The following is an 18,358-nucleotide window of genomic DNA, read 5'->3' as shown; positions in this document are numbered from 1 at the left end:
ATTACAGGTTCCATCGCGGTCTCCAGGAGGTCCGAAGTAAAGGTCAATTCACATCCGGACGCGGAGCGCGCCGGGGTCGTACAAAGGCTTGAGGGAAGCGATCGCGGAATGGCGTTCCCCGGCTATCTCGATTTCGTAGGTTGAGGCGAGCACATCCTCGGCGCTCTCGCCCGCGCACGGCACGTAGCCGAGCCCGATGGCGCCGCCGAGATGGTGGCCGTAATTGCCCGAGGTGATGATTGAAACGATCTCGCCGTCGCGCACGATCACCTCGTTGTGGAACAGCAGCGGTTCGGGATTCTTGAGCTGGAATTGCACCAGCCTCCGGGCAAGCCCCTGCTCGCGCTTGGAAAGCACCGCGTCGCGGCCGATAAAGGCGCCCTTCTTGGTCTTTACCGCGAAGCCGAGCCCGGCCTCGAGCACGTGGTCCTCGTCGGTGATGTCATGGCCGAAATGCCGGAACGCCTTTTCGATCCGGCAGGAATCGAGCGTGTGCAACCCGCAGAGCTTGAGCCCGTGACCGCTTCCCGCGTCAGCCAGCGCCTCGAACACATGCGCGGTCTGGTCGCTGGAGACATAGAGCTCCCAGCCCAGTTCGCCGACATAGGTGACCCGGTGCGCACGGGCGAGCCCCATGCCGATCTCGATCTCGCGCGCAGTACCGAACGGATGCGCCTCGTTGGAAAAATCATTCGGGCTGACCGCCTGGAGCAGAGACCGGGCATTCGGCCCCATCACGCAGAGTACGGATTCCGCAGCCGTGATGTCGGTGATCACCACGAACTCGTCGCCGAGGTGCCGCCGGAGCCAGCTGAGATCACGCTGCAGCGTCGCGCCCGGCACCACCAGCAGGAACGCCGTCTCCGACAACCGCGTCACGGTCAGGTCGCACTCGATGCCGCCTCTTGTGTTGAGCATCTGGGTGTAGACGATCCGCCCCGGCTCGACATCCATGTCGTTGGCGCAGAGCCGTTGCAGATAGGCAGCCGCATCCCGCCCCTCGACCCGGATCTTGCCGAACGAGGTCATGTCGAACAGCCCGACCGCCTCGCGCACCGCCAGATGCTCGCGCTTCTGGTTCTCGAACCAGTTCTGCCGCTTCCAGGAGTACTGGTACTCCCGCGCCTGCCCTTCATCCGCGAACCAGTTGGCCCGCTCCCAGCCGGCGACTTCTCCGAACACCGCACCGCGCGCCTTCAATTGCTCATGGATCGGCGAGCGCCGAACACCGCGCGCCGTCGCCATCTGCCGGTATGGGTAGTGATCGGCGTAAAGCAGGCCGAGCGTTTCGGTGACGCGGCTCTGCAAATAATGCCGGTTCTTCTGGAACGGCTGTGCCCGGCGGATATCGACTTCCCACAGATCGAACGGCGGTTCGCCGTCATTCATCCATTGCGCCAGCGCAAAGCCTGCGCCACCCGAGGAGACGATGCCGATGGAATTGTAGCCGGCGGCGACCCAGTAGCCTTTGATCTCCGGCGCTTCGCCGAGATAGTAACGGTCGTCCGGCGTGAAGCTCTCCGGCCCGTTGAAGAAGGTGTGGATTCCGGCCGTGGCGAGAAGCGGCAGCCGGTTCACCGCCTGTTCGAGGATCGGCTCGAAGTGATCGAAATCCTCGGGCAGCTGGTCGAAGCAAAAATCCTCGCTGATTCCGTTCATGCCCCAGGGCTTGGCGACCGGTTCGAAGGCGCCGAGCAGCATCTTGCCGGCGTCTTCCTTGTAGTAGGCGCATTCGTCCGGCACCCGCAGCACCGGCAGCCGCGGCAGACCCTCGATCGCCTCGGTGACAATGTAGAAATGCTCGCAGGCATGCAGCGGCAGCGTCACGCCGGATTGGGCGGCGAGATCGCGCCCCCACATGCCGCCGCAATTGACCACGATATCGGCGTCAATTGTGCCCGCCTCTTCTCCCTGCTGCCAATTGACACCGGTGACCTTGCCCCCTGCGCTGTTGACCGAAGTGACCTTCACCCCCTCGATGATGCGCGCCCCGTTCTGGCGCGCGCCCTTGGCCAGCGCCATGGCGATGTTGGCCGGATCGCATTGCCCGTCGAGCGGCAGGTGAACCGCGGCGGTGACGTCGGAAATATTGAGATGCGGATACATCTTCAGCACCTCGTCGGGGCTGATTTCCTGCACGTCGATGTCGAACGCCCGCGCCAGCGACGCCTGGCGAAAGATCTCCTCCTTGCGCGCTTCCGTCAGCGCCACGGTGATCGACCCGCATTGCCGCATGCCGGTGGCGACACCGGTTTCCGCCTCGAGCTTGACGTAGAGATCGGCCGAGTACTTGGCGAGCCGTGTCATGTTGAGCGAAGCCCGCAACTGCCCGATCAGGCCTGCAGCATGCCAGGTGGTGCCGCAGGTCAGCTGCTTGCGTTCCAGGAGCACGATGTCGCGCCAGCCGAGCTTGGCCAGGTGATAGGCCACCGAGCAGCCGGACACGCCGCCGCCGACGATGACCACGCGGGCCTTCTCAGGAACTGTCACACTCATGCCCGCAGTCTTTCGTTGTTGGGATCCCACAGCGGCTGATCCGCCTGCACCGTGGCGGCAAAGCGTTCGCCGAAGATCTCGACTTCGAGCCGTGTTCCTGGCTCGGCCAGGTCTGCCCGCACCATGCCGAGTGCGATCGATTTGCCGATCCGGTGCCCCCAGCCGCCCGACGTGGTTTCGCCCACCACAATGCCGTCATGCCACAGCGTCGACATGTAGGGCGCGTCGCAGTCCCCGGCCTCGATGATCAGCGTGACGAACCGCTTGGAGACACCCTGCTGCCTTTCGGCCTCAAGCGCCGGCTTGCCGAGGAACTCCGGCTTGTCCCATTTGACGAAGCGATCGAGGCCGCCCTGCAGCACGGTGTAATCGGTCGAAAGATCGCCCTTCCAGGCGCGGTAGCCCTTCTCGAGCCTGAGCGAATTGAGCGCGAACATGCCAAAGGGCTTCAGACCATGCGGTTCGCCCGCCTTCATCACTGCATCGAAAATCTTCGGCGTATCCTCGACCTTGGAATGGATCTCCCAGCCGAGCTCACCGGCAAACGACACACGCACCAGCTGGCACCAGATGCCATCGACCTGCGCCGACTGATGTGTAAGCCAACCCTTACTCAAATCCGCATCGGTCACGGCGAACAGGATCTCGCGTGATTTCGGACCGGTCAGGATCTGGCAGGAGAACGCTTCGGTGACGTCCTCGACCGCGATGCCGGAACTCGCGGGAAGGTGCTTCGTCAGCCATTCAAAATCATGCAGCTGCGCTGTCGCCGCGGTAATCAGGAAGAAGAAATCCTCGTCCAGCGCCATCAGCGACATCTCGGTGACGATGCGGCCCTTGGCATCGGCGAAATAGCCAAGTCCTATCCGGCCCGGTTTCGGCGCCATGCCGGTGATCAGCGAATTGAGCCAGTCGCGCGCACCCGGTCCCTGCACCCTGAACCGCGAAAATCCGGGCAGATCGAGGATCCCGGCCGCGTCGCGCACCGCCAGGCACTCATCGCGCACCGCTCCGAACCATGAGCCCTCGCGCGCCCAGGTCTGCGTCGCCTCTTCGCTCAAATCATCGCCGGGCCGCGCATACCAGTTGGCGCGCTCCCAGCCATTGTAGGCGCCGAACTGGGCACCGAGCGCTGCCACCCGGTCATGCACCGGCGAGAGCTTCTTGTTGCGCCCCGCTGGCCAGGCATGATGCGGGAAATGCATCCCGTATTCGTGGCCATAGACCTCCATACCCTTTGCAATGGTGTAGTCCTGGTCGCAGAACGCGGTGAAACGGCGCGGGTCGCACGACCACATGTCCCACTCGGTCTCGCCCTCCATCACCCATTCGGCCAGCACCTTGCCGGCGCCGCCACCCTGGCAGATGCCGAAGGTAAAGACACAGGCCTCGAACGCATTGGGCACGCCCGGCATCGGCCCGATCAGCGGGTTGCCGTCCGGCGTATAGGGAATCGGGCCGTTGATGTTCTTGGTTAGCCCGGCCGTACCCAGCAGCGGCACCCGCTCGCAGGCATCGTTGATGTACCATTCCAGCCGCTCGAGATCGTCCGGATAGAGCTGGAACGAGAAATCCTCGGGCATCGGGTCGTCGGGCGTGACCCAATGGGCCTTGCAGTTGCGCTCGTAGGGGCCGAGGTTGAAGCCGTTCTTCTCCTGCCTCAGATAGTAGGAGCTGTCGACATCGCGCATCAGCGGCAGCTTGTGCCCGGTTTCCGCCGTCCAGGCGGCCACTTCCGGCACTTCGTCAAACAGCATGTACTGATGGCTCATCACCATCATCGGCACATCCCGGCCGAACCATTTGCCGACTTCGCGGGCATAATAGCCCGCGGCGTTGACCACGTATTCGCAGCGGATCTCGCCCTTCTCGGTCGAAATCACCCATTCGTCGTTTTCACGGCGCGCGCCGGTGGCCGGGCAGAAGCGGTAGATCTTGGCACCGAGATCCCGCGCTCCCTTGGCCAGCGCCTGGGTCAGCTGTGCCGGATCGATGTCGCCATCATTGGGGTCGTAAAGCGCCCCGGTGAGATCATGGGTCTCGGCAAAGGGGTAGCGTGACTTGATCTCGCCGGGCGAGAGAATGTCGAGATCCATGCCCTGGTAACGGCCCATGCCGACCACCCGCTGGAACTCCCTGAGCCGCTCCTTCGAATGACCGAGCCGGATCGAACCGGTGACGTGGTAGTTCATCGGGTAGTCGACCGCCGCCGCCAGCCCGCGGTAGAGCTCTGCCGAATAGCGCTGCATGTTCATGATCGACCAGGAGGAGGAGAATGTGGGCACATTGCCCGCCGCATGCCAGGTGGAGCCAGCCGTCAGCTCGTTCTTTTCCAGAAGCACACAGTCGGTCCAGCCGGCCTTGGCCAGATGGTAGAGCGCCGAGACGCCAACCACGCCGCCACCGATGATGACAACCCGTGCATGCCCTGCGATCTCGCTCACCCGTCTTCTCCCTCAGTTCGATCGGTCCGGAGCGAGTATCAAGCCCGAATTTTGAGTTCGCAATCAGGCCCGAACAGCATTATTAATCGACAAACTCGATTAGGGTGCAGGGCAACAATTTCCGGGAGGCAAGCCATGCAGATCGAATTGCTGGAGACGTTTCTCGATCTCATGGAGACAAAAAGCTTCAACCGCACTGCGGACCGGTTGAACCTGAAGCAGTCCACCGTGTCGGCCCGGATCAACACGCTCGAGGCCATGCTCGGCAAGAAGCTGTTCACCCGCAGCCGCGCCGGCACCCAGCCGACGCCTGCCGGACACCGGCTGCTCGACCATGCCCGCGCGCTGCGCCATCAGTGGAACGAGGCCCGACGCTCGGTGGCAAGCACCGGCAATTTCGACCAGTCGATGCGGATCGGCATCCAGCATGACCTTGCCTCCAACCACATTGCCGATTGGGTCGCGGGGTTTCGCACCATCCTGCCGAAGGCTGCCTTCTACATCGATCTCGATTTCTCCAACCAGATGAGCGTCGACCTGCTGGCTGGGGAACTCGATCTGTCCATTCTCTACACCCCGAAGAACCTGCCGGACCTTCATAACGAACTCATTGGCGAGGTCGGTTACCGGCTGATCAGCTCCAAGGCCCGGCGGATCGCGGAGATAGAACCAGCCAGCTATATCTTCACACGCTTCTCCCCGGCCTTCGAGAAGGTGCACAACCCGATGATGGCCGATCTTGCCGAGGCGCCGCTGTCGAGCGGCCAGAACATCACCGTCTGCGGCCTGCTTTCATCGCTTGGCGGCTCGGCCTATGTGCTCGAGGAATCCGCCAGCGAGATGGTGGCGTCGCAGGGCTTCGACTATGTCGACGACGCGCCGCGTATCCCCCAGGGCGTCTATTGCGCCATGCATCTGCGCAACCGTCATTCGCATGTCCACCGGCGACTGCTCGAAAGCGTGCGCCGGCAACTGGCAGCCGACCCCGGGCGGGGTTGAACAAATGCCCCACCAGACTGGGCCAGGCTAGGCAGCAACGCCCTGCGCGGTGCGGCCCGAAAGGTTCTTCCAGATCCGCCAGGCTTCCAGCGCCGCCAGCGGCAGGAAGTTGACCAGCGCCGGCCCGAGATTGTCGTGCACGAAGATCCAGTGCACGAGCGTCAGCACCGCCGCCGGATAGACGAACCGCTGCAGCGTCTTCCATTTCTTGAGCAGCCAGCGCTGTGAAATGTTGTTGCTGGTCAGGCCAAGCGGCACGAAGATCGCGAATGCCAGCCAGCCGGTCCAGATTCCCAGTTCCATGAACTCGGCCAGCATGGGCGCCAGCGCGCCCTTTTCCATCACGTAGACAACCAGGTGAAGCACGGCGTAGAGAAAGGCCGCCACGCCCAGCGCGCGGCGCCGGCGCATCAGCCAGTTGAGCCAGCCGGCCTTGGGAAAGATCATTCTGAGTGGCGTGATCATCATCGCGATGATCATGAAACGGGCGGAAAATTCGCCGGTAGGATGCAGCAAACCCTCGGCCGCGCCCGGATCCGAAGACAGCGTTATCATCATCGGCAGCGCCGGCAGGGCGAGCAGCGCCCAGAAGAAGTATCGTGAGGAGAGTATGCTTTTCACGGTTCGAGTCCTTTCCGATCTGTCTCCCAATCCGTTTCCTGCCTTACCCCCGTACGCAGACCGCTCCAAGTTAAACTCCTGTAACAAAACGCCGTGAACCATCCGCCGAAGACAAAACGGCGCCAGCGCTGCTGCGCTGACGCCGCGAGATGAAAGGGATGCGTCTCCGCACCCCTCGCTGTGGCAATCATGCCATCTAGTGCTTGAACTTCTTGATCTCGCCTGCGCTCAGCCGTGAGGCATAGGAACGCAGTTCCTTTTTCACCAGGCCCATCAGGAAGTAGAGGCAGAAGATGTTGACCACGGCCATGGCAAAGATCGCCGCATCGGAGAAGTCGATGACCGGCCCAAGGCTGGCTGCAGCCCCGATGACAATGAACACGCAGAAGATGATCTTGAAGGTCAGCTCCGAGTTCTTGCCTTCCCCGAACAGGTAGGTCCAGCTCTTCAGCCCGTAATAGGACCAGGAGATCATCGTCGAGAATGCAAACAGCACCACTGCGATGGCCAGCACGTAGGGGAACCAGCTGATGGCCGAACCGAAGGCCGCCGACGTCAGGGCCACGCCGCTCACATCCCCCACGGTGGCGATTGCGGACCCGGCTTCGTTGAGCTGGTAGAGCCCGGTCGCCGGATCGACGATCAGCTGCTGCGAGATGGTGATGACCAGCGCGGTCATCGTGCAGATCACCACCGTATCGATGAGCGGCTCGAGCAAGGACACGAAGCCTTCGGTGATCGGCTCCTTGGTTCTGACCGCCGAGTGGGCGATCGCCGCAGACCCGACACCGGCCTCGTTGGAGAACGCCGCCCGCTTGAAGCCCTGGATAAGCGCGCCGACGAAACCACCCGCCACACCCAGTCCCGTAAACGCGCCGGCAAAGATCTGGCCGAACGCCCAGCCGATCTTGTCATAGTTCACCAGCAGGATGATCAGTGCCGCGCCGACATAGAGAATGCCCATGAACGGCACGATCTTCTCGGTCACATTTGCAATCGACTTGATGCCACCGACAATCACCGCGAACACAACCGCCGCAAACACCAGCCCGGTTATCCAGCCCGGATAGTCGCCGACAATGCCCGAAATCTGCGCATGCGCCTGGTTGGCCTGGAACATGTTGCCGCCACCGAACGCACCGAGAATGCAGAAGATCGAAAACAGCACCGCGAGGATCTTGCCGCCGGGGAGACCCAACTCGCTGAAACCCTTGGAGATATAGTACATCGGACCGCCCGAAACCGTGCCGTCCTCATACTCGTTGCGATACTTGACCCCGAGCGTGCACTCGGTGAACTTGGATGCCATTCCGAGCAATCCGGCAAGGATCATCCAGAACGTCGCGCCGGGCCCGCCGATGCCGACGGCAACCGCGACGCCGGCGATATTGCCGAGCCCCACCGTGCCTGAAAGCGCGGTCGCCAGCGCCTGGAAGTGGCTGACTTCACCTGCATCATTGGGATCCGAATAGTCGCCCTTCACCAGCCCGATGGCATGGCCGAAGAAGCGGAACTGCACGAACCCGAAGTAAAGCGTGAAGACCGACGCGGCGATGACCAGCCACATGACGATCCACGGAAACGCCGTTCCCGGAAGCGGTGCAAAGATGAAACTGACAAACGGGCCGGTGACCGTGGCGAAGATGTCGTTGACCTTCTGGTCGATGGTCATCGCTTCCTGGGCATTGGCGGTGCTTGCCATGCCGGTCGCCGCTATCGCAAACAGCATGATTTTCTTGAAGTTCATCATGATTGTTTCCTCAGTTGACGACAGTCACGGGCACGGAAGCGTGCATGACCAGGTTGGAAGCGGCACTGCCAAAGATCCGCTTGGCGAACCCGCCTTCCGATGAGCGGCTGACAATGATCTGTTCGGCTTTTTCCTCGTCCGCCACGGACATCAGGATCGATGCCACGTCGCCGTGCCGGACCTTGCCGGTCGCCTTGATTCCGGCCGCCTGAACCTTGGCCACGGCCGGATCGACGACCCGCTGCATCGCCGTTGAGATTTCCTCCTCGCGGCGTTTGTGCCGCTGGGCGTTTTCTTCCGCCGTCTGGAACGAATAGGGCGACCATTCTACCACGTAGACAATCATCAGCTCGCAATCGCCAATGAGTTTGGCCAGTCGCTCGGCATAGGCCACGGCGCGCTCGCCCGACCCGTGGCCATCAAGGCCAACAACCAGTTTTGTCGTCATCTCAAGTCCCTCTCATTGAGTTGTCGCATCCCGGCTCGCTCTTCACACAACCGGCCGAAAGGGCCAGTCACAAGCGGTAAACAGACGCCGGAATACAGGTCCAACGCGGATACCCCCGCACAATTACTTTAGTCGAAAAGACTAGCCGTTGGACCTATTATTGGTCTAATATCAAGACTATTGGCTGAAATAGAGGAAATTGAAGGAAAAAAGACCAGATGAGAAGACAATTGGATTCCATTGATTGCCGCATCCTGAATGAACTTCAGTCTCATGGCAGAATATCTATAGTTGATCTTGCCGAGCGTGTGCATCTGACAAAGACTCCGTGTTCCGAACGGGTCAAACGGCTCGAGCGTGACGGTATCATTTCTGGTTACAGCGCCAACATTGACCCCGGCGAGGTCGACATGGGACACGTCATGATCGTGCACGTGAACCTGTCGAAGACCAGCGACAGCGCGCTGGAAGACTTCAACCGCGCGGTCCGCCTGATCCCGGAAGTCCAGAGCTGTATGATGATCGCCGGTCCGTTCGACTACATGCTGAAGGTCCGCACCCGGGACATCAACCAGTTCCGTCAGCTGCTCGGCGAGCGCATCAGCCAGCTGCCCTCTGTCATGCAGACCCATTCCTACGCGGTCATGGAATCTGTCAAGGAAACCGGCATGATCGAACTGCGGCCCTGAAGGATGCCCGGATCAGCCGTCTCTGCGGCAGGCCCCGGTATCGGGTCAGCGCTGCTGGTGTTGATGTCTGCCATATGACAGGCCGGCAATGACGCCGCGCAACTCTGCCAGTCCACGCATCCGTCCGATCAGCGGATAGCCCGGATGGGTGTTCCGGCTTGCATCATCGAGAAGCTCGTGGCCATGATCCGGCCGGAACGGGATCTCGCAGTCGGCTCTGCCGGCATCGCGGCGGCGGCCCTCTTCTTCGAGCAATGCCGCAACCAGATCCACCATGTCGGTGTCGCCACTCAGATGCGCCGCCTCCTCGAAGGACCCGTCCGCATCCTTGCGGACATTGCGCAGATGGGCGAAGTGAATCCGGTCCGCAAACCGCCGGGCGATCGCCGGCACATTGTTCTTCGGGTTGGCGCCGAGCGACCCCGCGCACAGCGTCAGCCCGTTGGCGGAACTGTCGACCGCCCCCAGAATCCAGGCGATGTCATCGGCATTTGAAACGATGCGCGGTAGCCCCAGGATATCGCGCGGCGGATCGTCCGGATGCACGCAGAACCGCATGCCCAATTCTTCGGCGGTCGGGATCACCTCTTCCAGAAACCGCTTGAAATGGCTCCGCAACACCGCGCGGTCGATCCCTTCATAGAGCTTCAGGGCCGTCCTCAGCCCGTCGGCATCATATCGGTCATAGGCGCCCGGCAGCCCGGCCATCACCGCGTGCATCAACCCGGCGCGCTCATCGTCGGAGGAGGCTTGAAACCAGCTCTCCGCCTGCGCGACGACCTCCGGCAGATAATCCCGCCGCGCCGCGTCCCGTCCAAGCATGAAGATCTCCAGCGCCGCCATTCTCGGTGCCGAGAAACGCAGGCAGCTTCCGCCCCGGTCGACAGGCGCGGCAAGGTCCGTGCGGGTCCAGTCAAGCAGCGGCATGAAATTGTAGCAGATCGTGTGGATACCCTCCGCCGCCAGGTTGGCCATCGACTGCCGGTAATTTGCAAACAGCGCAGACAGGTCCCCCTCGCCGCGTTTGATCCGTTCATGGATCGGCAGACTTTCAACCACCACCCAGTCAAAGCCGGCGGCCTCGATCTCTGCCTTCCGCGCGGCGATCGTCTCGCGGCTCCAGACCTCGCCATAGGGAACTTCGTGCAAAGCCGTGACGATGCCGTTGGCGCCCGTCTGCGCAATTTCACCAAGCGAGATCTTGTCGAGTGGGCCGTACCAGCGCCAGCTTTCCTTCACCGGACACCTCCGACAGCCTTGCGGGCACCCTGTGCGGCCAAGGTTTCATAAGCGCTGGTTACGGGCCCAACCAAATCAAGGGCGAGGCGCGCACTGAACACATCGCGGCAACCAAGCAGCGCGGCAACTTTCTCATCCGCCGTCTGCGCCGCATCAGAGAGCGCGCGCAACTGGGCCGCCAGCGGGTCCTTGACCTCGATCGGCTGGCCTTTCTCGTCGATTCCGCCGACGTAACGCATCCAGCCGGCGACAGCCAGCATCAGACCCGGGCAGGCTCTGCCCGCATCAAGATTGTCGGAGATCGTACCCAGGATCCGCTGCGGCAGTTTCTGGCTGCCATCCATAGCGATCTGCCAGGTCCGGTGACGGATGGCGGGGTTCGAATAGCGCTCGAAGAGCGCGTCCGCATAGGCTTCGAGATCAACACCCTCGGGCGGTGTGAAGGACGGCATGATCTCCTGCCGCCACAGCCGCTTGACGAACGCGGCGAAAACCGGATCCGCCACGGTCTCGGCGATGGTCTCGTGGCCTGCCAGGTATCCGAGATACGCAAGCGAGGAATGCGTTCCGTTGAGCATCCGGAGCTTCATGTTTTCATAAGGCGTGACATCCGCCACCATCTCGGCGCCCGCGGCGGCCAGGTCAGGGCGGGCGTGGGTCCCGTATGCAGGAACGAAATCATCCTCCACCACCCATTGCCGGAACGGTTCGCACATCACCGGCGCTTCGTCCCGGTAGCCGATTTTCTGCGCCAGCCGATCGATATCCTCGGGCTTCGTCGCTGGCGTGATCCGGTCGACCATCGTCGCGGGAAACCGGCCCTCGGCGGCAATCCACCCGGCAAGCGCCGGATCGATCCGGCCGGCAAGATCCAGCACCGCACGGCGGACCAGCCTGCCATTCTCCGGAAGATTGTCGCAGGTCAGCACCGTAAACGGCGGTCGCCCGGCATCGCGCCGCCGCTGCAGCGCCCGGACCAGAAAGCCCGGCGCGGACTTCGGCAGAGGATTGCCCAGATCATGGACGATGTCGGGATGTCCGAAATTCAGATTGCCCGTTGCCGGATCGTGGCAGTAGCCCTTTTCGGTCACCGTCAGCGTCACGATGCGGATCGCGGGATCCGCCATCCATGTCAGAACCGCCTCGGGACTTTCGGGCGCAACCAGAACATCCTGCACGATCTCGGTCTTGCGGAAGATTTCGCCTCCATCCGGTCCTTGCGTCACCACGGTGTAGACAAAATCCTGCTGAGCCAGCCTGTCCCGTGTCGCCGGGCTTTGCAGGCTGACACCTATGATCCCCCAGTCGCCGCCCGAAATTCTGACCGCGTCGTCGACATAGATCGCCCCGAAAGCACGAAAGAACGCGCCCAGTCCGAGGTGCACGATCCCCGGACCCGGCTGTTCGACCTCCGAGCGGCGCAGTCCTTGCTCGTCAGCGCGCAAGCCAGCCTCCGTCGACGTTGAGGATTGCGCCGTGGATGTATTTTGCCGCCGGCGACGCGAGGAAAACCGCCGTCTCGCCGATATCGTCGGGCTCGCCCCAGCGTCCTGCGGGAATCCGCTCGAGGATCGCCCTGTTGCGCGCCTCGTCCCTGATCAACGCTTCGGTGTTGTTGGTGGCGATATAGCCCGGCGCAATGGCATTCACATTGATGCCCTTGGCCGCCCATTCATTGGCAAGCAGCTTGGTGATGCCGGCAACGCCGTGCTTGGAAGCCGTGTAGGAGGGAACCCGGATCCCGCCCTGCAGCGACAGAAGCGATGCAATATTGACGATGGCGCCGGTCCCCTGGCGCGCAAGCACCGCACGCCCGAAGGCCTGGCAGGTAAAGAACACCGCCTTCAGGTTCACATCCAGCACATCGTCCCAGTCGCTTTCGCTGAAATCGACCGCGTCATTCCGGCGGATGATGCCGGCATTGTTGACCAGGATATCGATCTGATCATCCGCAAAAACGTCACGCGCCGCCATCGGGTCGGAGAAATCCAGAAGCAGTTCGCGGCCATCGGCGATCTGGCTCACGGTTTCGGCGCAGGATTGTCGTCCGGCGCAGATAACGCTCGCCCCGGCCCGGCCCATGGCCAGCGCGATAGCCTGACCGATGCCGGTATTGGCGCCGGTCACAAGGGCTGTTTTACCAGCCAGCGAAAATGGGCTCACCGAAGATCTCCCATCGCCACCATGTCCATGTCGGTGAAATCGACATTGTCACCGGCCATGGCCCAGCAGAAGGTGTAGGCGCCGGTTCCCGCGCCGCAATGGATCGACCAGGGCGGCGAGATCACAGCCTCTTCGTTGGCCATCACGATGTGGCGGGTCTCATCGGGCTGGCCCATGATGTGGAAGACCCGCTGCTCCGGTCCCAGTTCGAAATAGAGATAGGCTTCCATGCGCCGGTCATGCAGGTGGGCGGGCATGGTGTTCCAGACCGAGCCCGAAGCAAACTGGGTGTACCCCATCAAGAGCTGACAGCTGTCGGCCACTTCCGGGTGCAGGAACTGCAGGATCACCCGTTCGTTCGAGGTCTCCGCAGAGCCCATTTCCACCCGCCGCGCGTCTTCGATACGGATCAGCCTGCTTGGACAGGTCCTGTGCGCAGGCGCCGACAGGATGTAGAAACGGCCGGCGCCGGAAAAGGTCACCGGACCCGAGCCCATGCCGAGATAGAGCACGTCACCCTTGTTGACCGTGTAATCGGTGCCGCCGGCGGACACGGTGCCGCTGTCGCCGATGTTGAGAATGCCCATCTCCCTCCGGTCGAGGATCGAGGCGGTGCCGCATTCCTTGACCTGGTCCAGCGTCAGCTTGCCCGCACCGGGAACCGCACCGCCGAGGATCAGCCGGTCGTAATGGGTATAGACGAGCCGGATTTCGCCATCGGCAAAGATTCCGCCGGCATGGAAATGCGCACGCAGTCCGGCCGTGTCGAGGCCTTTGGCCGTAGCCGGATCGATTGCGTGCCGGGTTTCAACGGTCAGCATGAAAAGTCTCCCTTCAAGGGTTGGGCGTCAGAAAATCATCGCGCCGCGGCGCGAACGTGTCGATCAGGGTTCCGGGCTCAAGGCAGCGGCAGCCATGCACGGCGTTGGACGGAATGACGAAGCTGTCACCCGGCCCGACGTCGAAGCTCTCCCCGGCGACCGTGAACGCGAACCGTCCGGATTCGACATAGGTCGACTGCACATGCGGATGGTTGTGAAGCTTGCCTTCCGCGCCCGCGGCCTGGAACCGGAAGGCCACAACCATCAGCTCCGGACTGTCGCTCAGGACCTGCCGCTTCACGCCTGGATCGGCCTCGACTTCGGGGAAATGCTTGATCATGGGAACCTCAGTGGAACAGCGATGGAAGCCAGAGCGAAAGCGACGGGATGTAGGTGACCAGCAGCAGCGTGAAGACCGCGGCCCCGTAGAAGGGCCAGATCGTCCGGATCGCGTCCCAGACCGATATCCGGCCCACGGCGCAGCCGACGAACAGAACCGTTCCCACCGGAGGCGTGCAGAGCCCGATACCGAGATTAAGCACCAGAATGACGCCGAAATGCACCGGGTCGACACCGAAGGCCGTCGCCACCGGCAGGAAGATCGGCGTGGTGATGACGATCAGCGGCGACATGTCCATGAAGGTGCCGAGCATCAGCAGAACCAGGTTGATCATCAGCAGGATGATGATCGGGTTGTCCGAGACCGCCTTCATCAGTTCCACCAGCTCGGCCGGAATGCGAAGGAAGGCCAGCAGCCAGCCGAAGGAAGCTGCGCAACCGATCACCAGCAGCACCATGGCCGTGGTGCGAACCGCAGCCTTGGTCGCTTCGACAAAGCTGGTCCAGTTCATCGTGCGATAGGCCAGCGTTGTGACAAGCAGCGCATAGACCGCCGCGATGCAGGAACTCTCGGAGGCAGTGAAGATGCCCGAGCGAACGCCGCCGAAGATGATGACGATCAGAAGAATACCGGGAATGGCATTGAAGAAGATCGCCCCCAGCATGGCCCAGCCGGGAAACGTCTCGGTCGGATATCCTGCCTTCTTGGCGACGAACCAGGCGGTGATCATCAAGGAGACGGCGAGCAAAAGTCCGGGAATGATTCCAGCCGTGAAGAGATCGGCGATCGAAAGCCGGCCACCGGCCGAGATCGAATAGATGATCATGTTGTGCGACGGCGGCAGCATCAGAGCGATGATCGAGGAGACCACGGTGACATTGACACCGTACTCGACGCTGTAGCCCTTTTCCTTCATCTGCGGGATCATCAGCCCGCCGATCGCGGTCGCATCGGCGGCGGCCGACCCGGAGATACCGCCAAACAGCACCGAAGCCGTGATGTTGACCTGCCCGAGGCCGCCACGCATGTGCCCGACCATGGCGCCGGCAAGAGCAACTAGCCGCCGCGCGATGTCGCCGCGCACCATGAGCTCGCCGGCGAAGATGAAGAACGGAATGGCCATCAGCGCAAACACCGAAACCCCGGAATTGAGCTGCTGGAACACCACCACCGGCGGCAGACCGAGATAGAGGACGGTCGCGAAGGACGCCACACCGAGGCAGAAGGCCACCGGCGTACCGATCAGGAGCAGGAACACGAATGTTCCGAAGAGAACCCAGACTTCCATTTTCAATCTTCCAAGGGATCGGTTTCGCCAAAACGCGCGGTGGGCATGCCGGCTGCCCGGCGGGCCAGCCGTTCCATCGAAAACAGCACCATGAGGACACCGCCGCCGACGATGGGCAGAAAATCGAAGGCGCCGGATATGCCGAGTGAAGGCAACTTCACATCCCAGGCCGACAGCGCCAGTTGCGAGCCGAACCAGACCATTCCGACCCCGAATCCGGTCACGACCAGATCGGAGACGCTGTAGAGCCAGAGCTTGGCCGACTGCGGCAGGAAATAGAGCATCACGTCGAAGCTCAGGTGATAGCCTTCCCGGATGCCCACTGCGGCACCCAGAAAGATGAACCAGCCCATCAGGATGACGGCGGCGGGTTCACTCCAGACCAGCGAATCGTTGAAGATGTAGCGGGCCACGACCTGGGCCGTGATGAAGACGGTCATCATTATCAGCCCGGCTGCCGCAAGCCAGAGCGCAAGGCGCGCGACGTGGCGCAAGGCCCACGCGACGGATTTCATTGTGTCCTGCACCTTAACCCCCGGAAGCAAGGGACCATGGCGGACAACCCGCCATGGTCTTCAAGATGAGATCAGTCGGTTGACCGGATACGGGCAACCAGATCCTTGAGCTTGTCGGATGTCACGTGCTTTTCATAGACGCTGTCCATCGCCGCCATGAACGGCGCCTTGTCGATCTCGGTGATGACTTCGACACCGGCCGCACGCACCTTTTCCTCGGATGCCTTTTCGCGGGCCACCCACATTTCGCGCATCACGGAAACCGAATCCTTCGCAGCCTGGCGAACAGCGGCCTGGTCCTCGGCCGACAGCTTGTCCCAGGATGCCTTGGACATCACCAGCACTTCCGGAACGATCAGGTGTTCGTCCAGCGTATAGTAGCCTGCAACCTCGTAATGGCCCGAGGATTCAAACGACGGCCAGTTGTTTTCTGCACCGTCAATGACGCCGGTCTGGATGGCTGAGTAGACTTCACCATAGGGCATCGGCGTTGCGTTGGCGCCGAGTGCGGTCATCATGTCGACGAAAATGTCGGACTGCATGACGCGAACCTTCATGCCCTTCAGATCTTCGATCGACTTGATCGGCTTGACCTTGTTGTAGAAGCTGCGCGAGCCGCCATCGTAAAATGCCAGCCCAACGTAACCATGCGGTTCGAAAGCCTTGAGGATATCATCGCCGATCGGGCCGTCCATGACCCGGTGCATGTGGTCGACGCCCTTGAAGACGTAAGGCAGCGAGACGACCTTGGTCTCCTCGACCAGGTTGTTGAACGGGCCCATCGAGACGCGGTTGAGATCGATCACCCCGAACTTGGTCTGCTCGATCGTGTCCTTCTCCTGGCCGAGCTGGGCGGAATGGAACACCTCGACGCAGATGCGATCGTTTGTGCGCTCCTTGAGAAGCTTGCCCATATGCTTGACGGCTTCAACCGTCGGGTACCCGTCCGGATGCGTGTCGGATGACTTGAGCGTCAATTCGCATGCGCTGGCGGTCATCGCCATGGCTGCGGTTGCCAGCAGCACGCCGGCGAGTGTTTTCATCAGTTTCATGTCAGTCTCCTCCCAGAAAAGGCTCTCAGAGCCGGTAAGCTTGCTTGGCAAGCCGATAAGCAAGGTCATTTGCGACCTCGAATGCATCCTCCCCGGACAGCCGGCCGGTCGCGACCAGCGTGGCGAGAAAGGCACAATCCACCCGCCGGCTCACATCGTGCCTTGCGGGAATGGAACAGAATGCGCGGGTGTCGTCGTTGAAGCCGACGGTGTTGTAGAAGCCTGCGGTTTCCGTCGTCATTTCGCGGAACCGCCGCATGCCTTCGGGACTGTCGTAAAACCACCAGGCAGGCCCCAGCTTCAGCGCAGGATAGGCACCCGCGAGCGGCGCCAGCTCACGCGCATAGCTGGTCTCGTCCAGGGTGAAGACGATGATCGTGAGATCCTTCTCCAGGCCAACCGCATCGAGCAGCGGCTTGAGCGCGCGGACGTAATCCGTCCTCGTCGGAATATCGAAGCCCTTGTCGCGCCCGAAGGCAGACAGGATCGGGCCGGAATGGTTGCGATGGCTGCCCGGATGGATCTGCAGCACCAACCCGTCTTCCAGGCTCATGCGCGCCATTTCCGTGAGCATGTGCCCGCGGAAGGCATCGGCTTCCTCGGCGGTGCAGACGCCTTTCAGCGCCTTGGCGAACAATGCCGCCGCTTCGGGTGCCGAGAGGTTTTCCGTGCGCGCCGTCGGATGCCCGTGATCGGAAGATGTCGCGCCGAAGTCCTTGAAATAGGCGCGGCGAATGCGGTGCGCCTGGAGGTACCCTTCCCAGGTCGACGTGGCTTCGCCGGTCAGCGCGCCAAGCTGCGCCACATTGTCGGAGAAACCCGCGAACTCGGGGTCCACAACCGGGTCCGGACGGTAGGCGGTCACCACCCGCCCCTTCCAGCCGCTGTCCCGGATCATCCGGTGCCAGCGCAGATCGTCGAGCGGGCTTTCGGTGGTGGCAATCGCCTCGATGTTGAACCGCTCGAACAGGGCCCGCGGCAGGAACTCCGGCCTGGTAAGGCACTCGGCGATATGATCATAGGTCTCGTCAGCGGTTGCCTTTGACACCGGTATGGTCATGCCGAACACATCCTGGAAAGCGTGGTCGAGCCAAAGCCGCGAAGGCGTGCCGCGAAACAGGTGATAGTTCTCGGCAAACAGCCGCCAGATCTTGCGGCCGTCGGTTTCGGTCGCACCGCCATCGGCCCGCGGCACGCCGAGGCTTTCAAGGCTGATGCCCTGCGAAAACAGCATGCGGAAGACGTAATGGTCGGGCGTGATGAACAGTTGCGCCGGATCGGCAAACGGCTGATTCTCGGCGTACCAGCGCGGGTCGGTGTGACCATGCGGACTGATGATCGGCTTATCGGCAACGCTCTGATAGAGTTCACGGGCGATTCCGCGCGTCTGCGGATCAACCGGAAACAACCTGTCAGGAACCAGAAGTGTCACCCTAATCCTCCATGCAGGCCCGCTCCCAACAGGCCTTTCAATCAATCTGGTAATGTAATAT

At 62.0% G+C, this 18,358-nt stretch carries 16 protein-coding genes; 2 read left to right on the top strand and 14 right to left on the bottom strand.

What is annotated here, in order from left to right:
- Window positions 1–48 precede the first annotated feature (48 nt).
- Together GTW23_RS02095 and GTW23_RS02090 are read right to left on the bottom strand one after the other, a co-directional pair.
- Complete coding sequence (locus GTW23_RS02095; RefSeq protein ID WP_252914436.1) at window positions 49–2,496, bottom strand: GcvT family protein; 2,448 nt, start codon at window positions 2,494–2,496, stop codon at window positions 49–51.
- Complete coding sequence (locus tag GTW23_RS02090) at window positions 2,493–4,940, bottom strand: GcvT family protein (protein WP_252914435.1); 2,448 nt, start codon at window positions 4,938–4,940, stop codon at window positions 2,493–2,495. The genes GTW23_RS02095 and GTW23_RS02090 overlap by 4 nt, the downstream gene beginning before the upstream one ends.
- 135 nt (window positions 4,941–5,075) lie before the next feature.
- Between GTW23_RS02090 and GTW23_RS02085 the strand changes: the two genes are divergently transcribed.
- Window positions 5,076–5,939: a LysR family transcriptional regulator gene (locus GTW23_RS02085; protein ID WP_152007610.1), complete on the top strand. Its 864-nt coding sequence runs from the start codon at window positions 5,076–5,078 to the stop codon at window positions 5,937–5,939.
- Window positions 5,940–5,966: 27 nt separating this feature from the next.
- Here GTW23_RS02085 and GTW23_RS02080 read toward each other — a convergent pair whose 3' ends face one another.
- The 3 genes from GTW23_RS02080 to GTW23_RS02070 form a co-directional block, all read right to left on the bottom strand.
- Window positions 5,967–6,560 (bottom strand): protein-methionine-sulfoxide reductase heme-binding subunit MsrQ, encoded by a 594-nt coding sequence (locus tag GTW23_RS02080; RefSeq protein WP_152007609.1) that lies wholly within the window; start codon window positions 6,558–6,560, stop codon window positions 5,967–5,969.
- 196 nt (window positions 6,561–6,756) lie between these two features.
- Complete coding sequence (locus GTW23_RS02075) at window positions 6,757–8,310, bottom strand: alanine/glycine:cation symporter family protein (RefSeq protein WP_252914434.1); 1,554 nt, start codon at window positions 8,308–8,310, stop codon at window positions 6,757–6,759.
- A gap of 10 nt (window positions 8,311–8,320) precedes the next feature.
- A complete protein-coding gene (locus GTW23_RS02070) occupies window positions 8,321–8,758 on the bottom strand; it encodes a universal stress protein (RefSeq protein ID WP_252914433.1) in 438 nt (145 codons plus the stop codon).
- Window positions 8,759–8,976: 218 nt separating this feature from the next.
- On the opposite strand from GTW23_RS02070, the gene GTW23_RS02065 reads away from it, so the two are divergent.
- Window positions 8,977–9,447, top strand: coding sequence for an Lrp/AsnC ligand binding domain-containing protein (locus GTW23_RS02065; protein WP_252914432.1), 471 nt, complete (start codon window positions 8,977–8,979; stop codon window positions 9,445–9,447).
- A gap of 45 nt (window positions 9,448–9,492) precedes the next feature.
- Here GTW23_RS02065 and uxuA read toward each other — a convergent pair whose 3' ends face one another.
- From uxuA to uxaC, 9 genes are all read right to left on the bottom strand, one after another.
- Window positions 9,493–10,686 carry a mannonate dehydratase gene (uxuA, locus tag GTW23_RS02060; RefSeq protein ID WP_252914431.1) on the bottom strand — a complete coding sequence of 398 codons (1,194 nt, stop codon included), beginning with the start codon at window positions 10,684–10,686 and terminating at the stop codon, window positions 9,493–9,495.
- Window positions 10,683–12,131 (bottom strand): mannitol dehydrogenase family protein, encoded by a 1,449-nt coding sequence (locus GTW23_RS02055; protein WP_252914430.1) that lies wholly within the window; start codon window positions 12,129–12,131, stop codon window positions 10,683–10,685. Before GTW23_RS02055 ends, uxuA begins: the two co-directional genes overlap by 4 nt.
- Window positions 12,121–12,849, bottom strand: a complete 729-nt coding sequence (gene kduD, locus GTW23_RS02050) for a 2-dehydro-3-deoxy-D-gluconate 5-dehydrogenase KduD (protein WP_252914429.1) — start codon at window positions 12,847–12,849, stop codon at window positions 12,121–12,123. Before kduD ends, GTW23_RS02055 begins: the two co-directional genes overlap by 11 nt.
- Window positions 12,846–13,670 (bottom strand): 5-dehydro-4-deoxy-D-glucuronate isomerase, encoded by an 825-nt coding sequence (kduI, locus tag GTW23_RS02045; protein WP_252914428.1) that lies wholly within the window; start codon window positions 13,668–13,670, stop codon window positions 12,846–12,848. Before kduI ends, kduD begins: the two co-directional genes overlap by 4 nt.
- Window positions 13,671–13,683: 13 nt before the next feature.
- Entirely contained in the window at window positions 13,684–14,010 is a 327-nt protein-coding gene (locus GTW23_RS02040; protein WP_252914427.1) for a cupin domain-containing protein, read from the bottom strand.
- A 7-nt stretch (window positions 14,011–14,017) separates the two neighbouring features.
- Complete coding sequence (locus tag GTW23_RS02035; protein ID WP_252914426.1) at window positions 14,018–15,298, bottom strand: TRAP transporter large permease; 1,281 nt, start codon at window positions 15,296–15,298, stop codon at window positions 14,018–14,020.
- 2 nt (window positions 15,299–15,300) lie between these two features.
- Window positions 15,301–15,813, bottom strand: a complete 513-nt coding sequence (locus GTW23_RS02030; protein WP_252914425.1) for a TRAP transporter small permease — start codon at window positions 15,811–15,813, stop codon at window positions 15,301–15,303.
- A 71-nt stretch (window positions 15,814–15,884) separates the two neighbouring features.
- On the bottom strand, window positions 15,885–16,865 hold the full coding sequence (locus tag GTW23_RS02025; protein WP_252914424.1) for a TRAP transporter substrate-binding protein: 981 nt from the start codon (window positions 16,863–16,865) through the stop codon (window positions 15,885–15,887).
- A gap of 25 nt (window positions 16,866–16,890) precedes the next feature.
- The gene (gene uxaC, locus GTW23_RS02020) at window positions 16,891–18,297 is read right to left on the bottom strand and encodes a glucuronate isomerase (protein ID WP_252914423.1); all 1,407 of its coding nucleotides are present in this window, start codon (window positions 18,295–18,297) and stop codon (window positions 16,891–16,893) included.
- Window positions 18,298–18,358 lie beyond the last annotated feature (61 nt).

The sequence above is a fragment of the Parahoeflea alexandrii genome, assembly GCF_024105735.1.
Lineage (GTDB): Bacteria > Pseudomonadota > Alphaproteobacteria > Rhizobiales > Rhizobiaceae > Hoeflea > Hoeflea alexandrii.
This window is presented reverse-complemented; position numbering and strand designations above follow the sequence as displayed.

What these genes read in the sequence shown, in the direction of transcription:
- GTW23_RS02030 (WP_252914425.1), bottom strand. Translation starts at nt 15,813, where the DNA reads ATGAAATCCGTCGCGTGGGCCTTGCGCCACGTCGCGCGCCTTGCGCTC.
- GTW23_RS02085 (WP_152007610.1), top strand. Translation starts at nt 5,076, where the DNA reads ATGCAGATCGAATTGCTGGAGACGTTTCTCGATCTCATGGAGACAAAA.
- GTW23_RS02040 (WP_252914427.1), bottom strand. Translation starts at nt 14,010, where the DNA reads ATGATCAAGCATTTCCCCGAAGTCGAGGCCGATCCAGGCGTGAAGCGG.
- GTW23_RS02025 (WP_252914424.1), bottom strand. Translation starts at nt 16,865, where the DNA reads ATGAAACTGATGAAAACACTCGCCGGCGTGCTGCTGGCAACCGCAGCC.
- kduI (WP_252914428.1), bottom strand. Translation starts at nt 13,670, where the DNA reads ATGCTGACCGTTGAAACCCGGCACGCAATCGATCCGGCTACGGCCAAA.
- GTW23_RS02095 (WP_252914436.1), bottom strand. Translation starts at nt 2,496, where the DNA reads ATGAGTGTGACAGTTCCTGAGAAGGCCCGCGTGGTCATCGTCGGCGGC.
- GTW23_RS02035 (WP_252914426.1), bottom strand. Translation starts at nt 15,298, where the DNA reads ATGGAAGTCTGGGTTCTCTTCGGAACATTCGTGTTCCTGCTCCTGATC.
- GTW23_RS02075 (WP_252914434.1), bottom strand. Translation starts at nt 8,310, where the DNA reads ATGATGAACTTCAAGAAAATCATGCTGTTTGCGATAGCGGCGACCGGC.
- GTW23_RS02065 (WP_252914432.1), top strand. Translation starts at nt 8,977, where the DNA reads ATGAGAAGACAATTGGATTCCATTGATTGCCGCATCCTGAATGAACTT.
- GTW23_RS02070 (WP_252914433.1), bottom strand. Translation starts at nt 8,758, where the DNA reads ATGACGACAAAACTGGTTGTTGGCCTTGATGGCCACGGGTCGGGCGAG.